We start from the raw sequence: 1,932 nt of genomic DNA, 5'->3' as shown, positions 1-1,932 counted from the left end.
GAGCAGCGTGCTGGTAACGGCCACGGCCGCCGAAGTGGCCGACTCATTCGCCAGCGCCACCGACACCTGCCCCGTAGCCGCGCTGGCCGACACCTGCGGCGTGGTGAAGCCCACGCCCCACTGCGCAATATGCACCGGCGCAGTGGCCAGCAAATACACGTTGCGGTAGATGCCCGAGCCGGTGTACCAGCGCGAGTCGGCCACTTCGCTATGGTCGACTTTCACGGCCAGCACGTTGCGGCCGTCGGCGCGCAAGTAGGGCGTGAGGTCGTACTGAAACGCCGCGAACCCGCTGGGCCGTTTGCCCAGAAAATGCCCGTTCAGCCACACCTCGCTGTTCTTGTACACGCCATCGAAATACACCGCCACCCGCTTGCCCGCGAAGCCGGCCGGCAGCCCAAACGTTTTGCGGTACCAGCCAATGCCGCCCGGCAAAAAGGCCGTGGCGCTGGCCCACTGCGCATCAAAGGGCTGCTCGATGCTCCAGTCGTGCGGCAGCGTGAGGGCGCGCCAGGTGCGGTCGTCGGCCGCCGGCTGCTCTGCGCCGGCCGCATCGCCGAGGTGGAATTTCCAGTTATCGGTAAACAGTACCCGCTGGCGCTGGGCGCGGGCCGGCGGGTGCTGGCGTTGGGCGAAGCCAGCTACGAGGGCGTGGTGACGGAAGCGAATGTTGCCCCGGCCGCCGCTTCCAACTTCGGCGACATCTCGGCCCGGCAAGCCAGTGCGGAAGTTGATTTTGCGGCCTTATTGGCTGAAACGCGGGCGTTTCTGCGGGCGCCGCAGCCGGTGTCGGACGCCTTGCGGCAGCAGGTGCGCGCCCATTACGACCTGACCACGGTGGCTGCCCGCGTGCTCGAAACCTACCAAGCGGCGCGCATGCAAAAGGCGGGCATTGGCTACGTTCCGGTGCTGATGTACCACAAAATTCCGGACGCGCCCCCGGCCACTAAGCACCAGATTTACGTCACGAGGGAGAATTTTGAAAAGCACCTGGCGTACTTCCGCAAGCGTGGGCTCACGGCCATCACTTTCGCCGATTACCTGGCGTTTGCCCGCGGCGAGCGGCCGCTCAGCGAGTTTCCGGCCCGCCCCGTCATCCTCACTTTCGATGATGGCTACACCGACAACTATACCAACCTGCTGCCGCTCATGCAGCAGTACGGCTACCGCGGCGTCATCTACCTGCTCGGCGATTTCGACCTGCGCTACAACCGCTGGGACGTGGACCTCGACCCCACCGAGCCGCGCAGCGACATCATGAGCCCAGAGCAGAAGCGCGCTTTCGTAGCCGCCGGCTGGGAAATCGGGGCCCACACCATGCGCCACCCGCACCTGCCGCAGCTGCCCCTGCCCGAGGCCGCCGCCGAAATCGCGCAAAGCAAAGCGGCTTTGGAAACCGCGCTGCAAACCGAAATCGTGAGTTTCGCCTACCCCTACGGCGACCTGAATGAGGACGTGAAAACAGTCGTGCGCGCCGCCGGCTTTGCCCTGGGCGTGGCCACCGACACGGGCGGCCTCACCATCGAGGACGACCGCATGCAGGTGTTCCGGGTGAACATGTTCCCCAACGAGTCGGCCAGCAGCCTGTTCAAGAAAACCTCGCCCTGGTACCGCCGCTACTACCGCTGGAAACGGGGGAAATAGGGGGCTTTCGCTGAAAAAATACTGGTCATGCTCATCTGGTGTCCGCGCAGTCGAAGCATTTCTACTGCGCAAGTAATCAGGTCTAGTATTGCGGTAGAGATGCTTCGGCTGCACTCCGCATGACGGTCTTTTACCGCAGGGCGAAAACCCAGGTGTAAATCAGCGTGCCGATGAGGAAGGCACTGAAAGCCAAGCTGCTGCCGTCGAAGCCCAGCACTTCCAGCCCCGCGGCCAGCAGCCCCACGGCGGCCAGCCCGAAACCCGCCCAGCGCGAGCGTTGCCAGGCCA

2 protein-coding genes are annotated in these 1,932 nt (G+C 64.6%); one reads left to right on the top strand and one right to left on the bottom strand.

Annotated features, from left to right (window positions below):
- The coding region (locus tag ACYVDE_RS21395) for a sugar-binding domain-containing protein (protein ID WP_460503565.1) at positions 1–717 on the bottom strand (717 nt) is incomplete at its 3' end.
- Between the two features lie 69 nt (positions 718–786).
- Here ACYVDE_RS21395 and ACYVDE_RS21390 point away from each other — a divergent pair.
- Positions 787–1,644: a polysaccharide deacetylase family protein gene (locus tag ACYVDE_RS21390; protein WP_460503564.1), complete on the top strand. Its 858-nt coding sequence runs from the start codon at positions 787–789 to the stop codon at positions 1,642–1,644.
- Positions 1,645–1,932 lie beyond the last annotated feature (288 nt).

Source organism: Hymenobacter agri (assembly GCF_054778495.1).
The sequence above is the reverse complement of the archived record's forward strand: the minus strand, read 5'-3'. Positions and strand labels throughout refer to the sequence as shown.